General features: G+C 62.4%; 5 protein-coding genes. All 5 read right to left on the bottom strand.

Annotated features, from left to right (window positions below; genetic code table 11):
- Positions 1-65 precede the first annotated feature (65 nt).
- Complete coding sequence (gene motB / locus ACEN88_RS24680) at positions 66-1,136, bottom strand: flagellar motor protein MotB (protein WP_413343928.1); 1,071 nt, start codon at positions 1,134-1,136, stop codon at positions 66-68.
- A gap of 36 nt (positions 1,137-1,172) precedes the next feature.
- Positions 1,173-2,033, bottom strand: coding sequence for a flagellar motor stator protein MotA (gene motA / locus ACEN88_RS24675; protein WP_413343927.1), 861 nt, complete (start codon positions 2,031-2,033; stop codon positions 1,173-1,175).
- A gap of 134 nt (positions 2,034-2,167) precedes the next feature.
- Positions 2,168-2,941: a class I SAM-dependent methyltransferase gene (locus ACEN88_RS24670; protein WP_413343925.1), complete on the bottom strand. Its 774-nt coding sequence runs from the start codon at positions 2,939-2,941 to the stop codon at positions 2,168-2,170.
- 20 nt (positions 2,942-2,961) lie between these two features.
- The gene (gene flhC, locus ACEN88_RS24665) at positions 2,962-3,510 is read right to left on the bottom strand and encodes a flagellar transcriptional regulator FlhC (RefSeq protein ID WP_259447566.1); all 549 of its coding nucleotides are present in this window, start codon (positions 3,508-3,510) and stop codon (positions 2,962-2,964) included.
- 127 nt (positions 3,511-3,637) lie between these two features.
- The gene (flhD, locus tag ACEN88_RS24660; RefSeq protein ID WP_036230363.1) at positions 3,638-3,955 is read right to left on the bottom strand and encodes a flagellar transcriptional regulator FlhD; all 318 of its coding nucleotides are present in this window, start codon (positions 3,953-3,955) and stop codon (positions 3,638-3,640) included.
- Between the last annotated feature and the right edge of the window lie 720 nt (positions 3,956-4,675).

The following is a 4,675-nucleotide window of genomic DNA, read 5'->3' as shown; positions in this document are numbered from 1 at the left end:
CCCTTTTCGACGGGTGCCGCCACCCCGGCACCCTTTTCGACGGGTGCCGCCCCCCCGGCCCCCGTTTAGACGGGGGGGGCCCCCCCCCCCCCCCCCCCGGGGCGCCCACCCCCAGAGACCCCCCGCGGCGGCGGGGCCCCCCCCCCCCCCCCTTTCCCGGGGGGGCCCCCCCCCCCCCCCCCTTTTGGCCGGGGGCCCCCCCCCCCCCCCCCCCCCGCTTCCGCAACAGCCTTGACCGCCGCGTCGGCGCTCTCGCCCGGCACATCCAGCGGCGTGCCGTCGTGCAGCACGGCGTTCTCGGTACGCTTGTTCATCACGAGAATGCTGATGCGGCGGTTGATCGGGTTGAACGGATCCGCGCGGTCGAGGTGGACGGCCGAGCCGAGACCCACCACGCGCAGGATCTTGGCGTCGGACAGGCCGCCATGCACCAGCTCGCGTCGCGAAGCGTTGGCGCGGTCGGCCGACAATTCCCAGTTCGTATACCCTTCGGCGGTGGAATACGGCGTGGAATCCGTGTGCCCCGACAGGCCGATGCGGTTCGGCACGTCGTTCAGCACGAGACCCAGCACATCGAGGATGTCGCGGGTGTACGGTTGCAACTGCGCGCTCGCCGAGGCGAACATGGGGCGGTTCTTTTCGTCCACGATCTGGATGCGCAGGCCTTCGCTCGTCACGTCGAGCAGCAGCTGGTTCTTGTACTTGCGCAGCAGCGGATTGGCGTCGATCGTCTGCTGGATGCGTTGCTTGAGCTCTTCCAGGCGCGCCGCCTCCTGCTTCTCGAGGGCTTCGCGCGCGGACTTCAGGTCCATCGATTTCTTGTTGGGCTCGATGTCGCCGTTCTTGACCTGGCCGTTGCGGCGCGTCAGGTCCTTGCCGCCGCCCTGCAGGATCGAGTTGCTGTTACCGGAGCCGGAGCCGCCCTGCATGGCGACTTTCAGCGGCGTCTTGAAGTAATTGGCGATGCCTTCCATGTCGCCCTTGGTCGTCGAGCCGAGCAGCCACATGAGCAGGAAGAACGCCATCATCGCCGTCACGAAGTCGGCGTACGCGATCTTCCAGGCGCCGCCATGGTGACCATGGCCGCCCTTCTTGACGCGCTTGACGATGATCGGCTTCTGGCCTTCGTCAGCCATGCCGCACTCCCGCGCCGATGTGGTCAGCTCGCACCATTACTTGCTCTTGGCCTTCTTGATGTGGTCCTCGAGTTCCGCGAACGTCGGGCGCTCGGTCGAGTACAGCACCTTGCGGCCGAATTCGACGGCCAGTGCCGGCGCGTAACCGTTCAGGCTCGCCAGCAGCGTCACCTTCACGGTCTGGAACATCTTGCTCGATTCTTCCAGCTTCTGCTCGAGCAGGCCGGACAGCGGTCCCACGAAGCCATAGGCCAGCAGGATGCCGAGGAACGTACCGACCAGCGCGTGCGCGATCAGCATGCCCAGCTCGGCCGGCGGCAGGCCCACGGATTCCATCGTGTGCACGACGCCCATCACGGCCGCCACGATACCGAACGCCGGCAGGCCGTCGCCCAGCTTCGCGATACATTGCGCCGGGACCGCACCTTCATGATGGTGGGTCTCGATCTCGTTGTCCATCAGGTTCTCGATCTGGAACGCGTCCATGTTGCCCGAAACCATCAGTCGCAGGTAATCGGTGATGAATTCGATAATGTGGTGGTCCGCCAGCACCAGCGGGTACTTCGAGAACACGGGGCTCTGCTCGGGGCCCTCGATGTCGCCTTCGATCGACATCAGGCCTTCCTTGCGTACCTTCGACAGCACGTCGAACAGCAGGGACATCAGCTCCATGTACATCTCGCGCGTGTACTTCGAGCCCTTGAACAGCGTGGGCAGCGCGCCCAGCGTCGCCTTCACCGCCTTGGGCGTGTTACCGACGAAGAACGCACCGGTAGCCGCGCCGCCGATCATCAGCAGTTCGAGCGGCTGGAACAATGCTGCCAGGTGACCGCCGGCCATGGCAAAGCCGCCGAAGACGCATGCGCAGACGATTACGTAACCAACAATGACAAACACGGGACTCCCGATGCGTGATTCCGGGGGTCGCCCGGATTGGATCCAAGTTGATGAATCCAAAGAGAAATATTTACGTAGGGAACTAGATTAGCTTGAGAATGGCCCACGGGCAAGTAAAAGTGCCCGGACCACCGTCAAAATTGCCAAAGAAAGAGAATTTTCTTACTGTTAGTCGTCACAATGCGACGGTCGGGCATTCTTCCGGGAATATCGAATTCGTAACTTAACAGGATGCTACCGGGCCGCATTTCGCTCTCCGCCTTGCGCCACAACCCGGCCATCGCGGCCGGCGACAGATAGGCGAACACGACGTCGTAGTGACCGAAATTCACCGTTTCGTAGTCGGCGCGCAGGAAGCGCGCGCGACTGCCCGACAGTTTGCCGCGCAGGCGGCTGACGAACCACGGCAGCGGCGCCAGTTCGATACCGTCCACCTGCGAATCCGGCCGGCGCCGCGCCAGGTCGAGCACGAGACCACCGAGGCCGCTGCCCACATCCGCGATCGCGAGCGGACGGTCCGTGGGCAACACACCGGCGACGGCATCCCGGGCAGCACGCCCGGACGGGTAGTACGGCACCTGCGTGCGGAACGTCGACCAATATATTAGAAGGAACAGCACGAACAATACGAGGAACACGCCCGGCGGCAGCTCGAAGCCGCGCGCCAGCAGCACGCCGGTCGGGAACACGAGTTCGATGGCCCGCCACCAGATGGCAAGCCGCAGGCCCCAGGCCAGCAGTGCGGCCAGGGCGCCCTGGACGAGGGCGACGCCCTCCCACGACATGTGGACGCCCGCACGGGCGAGCAGCCAGACGGCGATCAGGGTGAGAGGGAAAGCGCCGGCCTGGGCCAGCAGTGCGCGGACGGACGGCGCCGCGAACGCGCGGCGCGAGGCAGGCTGGGTCATCGACCTGGAGGGAAAACCGCTCAGGCAGCGGCGAGTGCGGCGGCGTCCTTGGCCTTGCGGGTCTTGCCGGCGCGCGAAGGCATGTGGCACAGGCCGCATTGGTAATCGTTGTTCAGGTCGAGGGCGTTGACGACGTACTTGCCCTGGCACTTGGAGCACGGTGCCAGCTGGAGCATATTGCCCTGGAAGAAGCGCACGAGGGTCCAGGCGCGGGTCAGCGACAGCAGCGGCTCTTCGCCCGCGGCCGGCGGCATTTGTTCCAGGTACAGCTTATAGGCTTTCATCACGGCCTCGATACCCGTTGCACCGGCATACTCGACCAGGAATTTATAGATGTTGATGTACAGCGAAGCGTGGATGTTCGGTTGCCACGTCAGGAACCAGTCGGTCGAGAACGGCAGCATGCCCTTCGGCGGCGACACGCCCTTCAGTTCCTTGTACAGCTTGATCAAGCGCTCGCGCGACAGGGAGACTTCGCTTTCCAGCAGCTGGAGGCGTGCACCGAGCTGGATCAGTTCGATGGCGAGCTGGATTTCCTGGGCTTCCGAGACGACGCTTTTCTTGGTCATGCTGTTCTCCGTGACTTCGATTCTGATTGCGGGCTGCGGGCTGAAATTCGGGGTCAGAGCGCAAAAAAGCAACTTCGCGCTCTGACCCCCGGCTCCGTTTTCTGCCGGGGGTGTGCGGTGTTCGGTGTTAGGCGATTTCTTCAGCGGGCTGGCCGGCCATCAGGATGGCGGCGTGCGACTGGGCCAGGGCGCGGTCCTTGCTGTGGCTCGTCAGCATGCCGAGGATCGCGGCGTCGTCGAAGCGGAAGCGGGCCAGCATCATGTTGCCGCCGGCGAGTTTCAGGATCTGCGCGTTGCTCATGCCTTCGATCAGGTCGGCGATGTCGGCCGAGATGCCGAGACGGAAGATTGCGGTGACCTTGTCTGCGCGGATCATCTGCTGTGCCAGCATCAGGTAGCTCAGGTTCGCATCACGAATTTCAGCCATCATGTCGTTCGCAGTCATTTCCATCTCCGTTTGATCTATCTGTGAGGCGTTGTGTGTTGCCAGTGAGATAGATTCTGACTGTGAGGAAACTTTTGGAGAATAGGAGAGTGTCTGTATTTTTCGTCCGGCAAAGACGAGATCGATCCGTAGGAGTTTGTCTGACAAACCCTGCCGAATCGTGGTGGCTCCCCTATGAAAAGGGGCCGGAAGAATGATGTGCAACCAGGGCGCTTTCCTGCCCTTCGACGTCGCCAACAACGTATTGCTGTGTTGGTTTACGTCAACAGTTTCGGGAACTTTAGGGTTCCTCAAAAAAAATTTTTTGTCCCTAAAGCAACCCTACTGACTCGTTATCGGACCGTTTTTGCCGAACTTTAGGGTTTCGACAAACTTTTTTTGATCCAATCCTCGTCATCTGAGAGGGTTATCGGCAGCCTTTAGAGAAACTTTAGGGTTTTCGCCAAAATTTTTTCGAGACCCTTTCCCGGGTATCTGGATGGGTTATCGGACGGGTTCCGGAGAACTTTAGAGTCCGGACCAAAAAATCCTGAAAATTTTTTCCTGCGCCCGATTGATGCAAAAGTGGCTACACTTCCCGCATGAACCCACCTCTCCATGACATCGCCGCCGTCACCACGCGCGCGGCCTGCCTCGCGCTCGACGCCGCCGACCCGGTGGCACCGCTGCGCGACCGTTTCGACCTGCCCGAGGGCGTCATCTACCTGGACGGCAATTCGC

The organism is Massilia sp. CT11-108 (assembly GCF_047302915.1).
GTDB classification, from domain to species: domain Bacteria; phylum Pseudomonadota; class Gammaproteobacteria; order Burkholderiales; family Burkholderiaceae_D; genus Telluria; species Telluria orientalis.
Note: the sequence above shows the minus strand (reverse complement) of the source record. Positions and strands in the feature narration are given on the sequence as shown.

Coding starts and splice junctions, on each gene's coding strand:
- flhC (WP_259447566.1), bottom strand. CDS start 3,510: ATGACCAAGAAAAGCGTCGTCTCGGAAGCCCAGGAAATCCAGCTCGCC.
- ACEN88_RS24670 (WP_413343925.1), bottom strand. CDS start 2,941: ATGACCCAGCCTGCCTCGCGCCGCGCGTTCGCGGCGCCGTCCGTCCGC.
- flhD (WP_036230363.1), bottom strand. CDS start 3,955: ATGACTGCGAACGACATGATGGCTGAAATTCGTGATGCGAACCTGAGC.
- motB (WP_413343928.1), bottom strand. CDS start 1,136: ATGGCTGACGAAGGCCAGAAGCCGATCATCGTCAAGCGCGTCAAGAAG.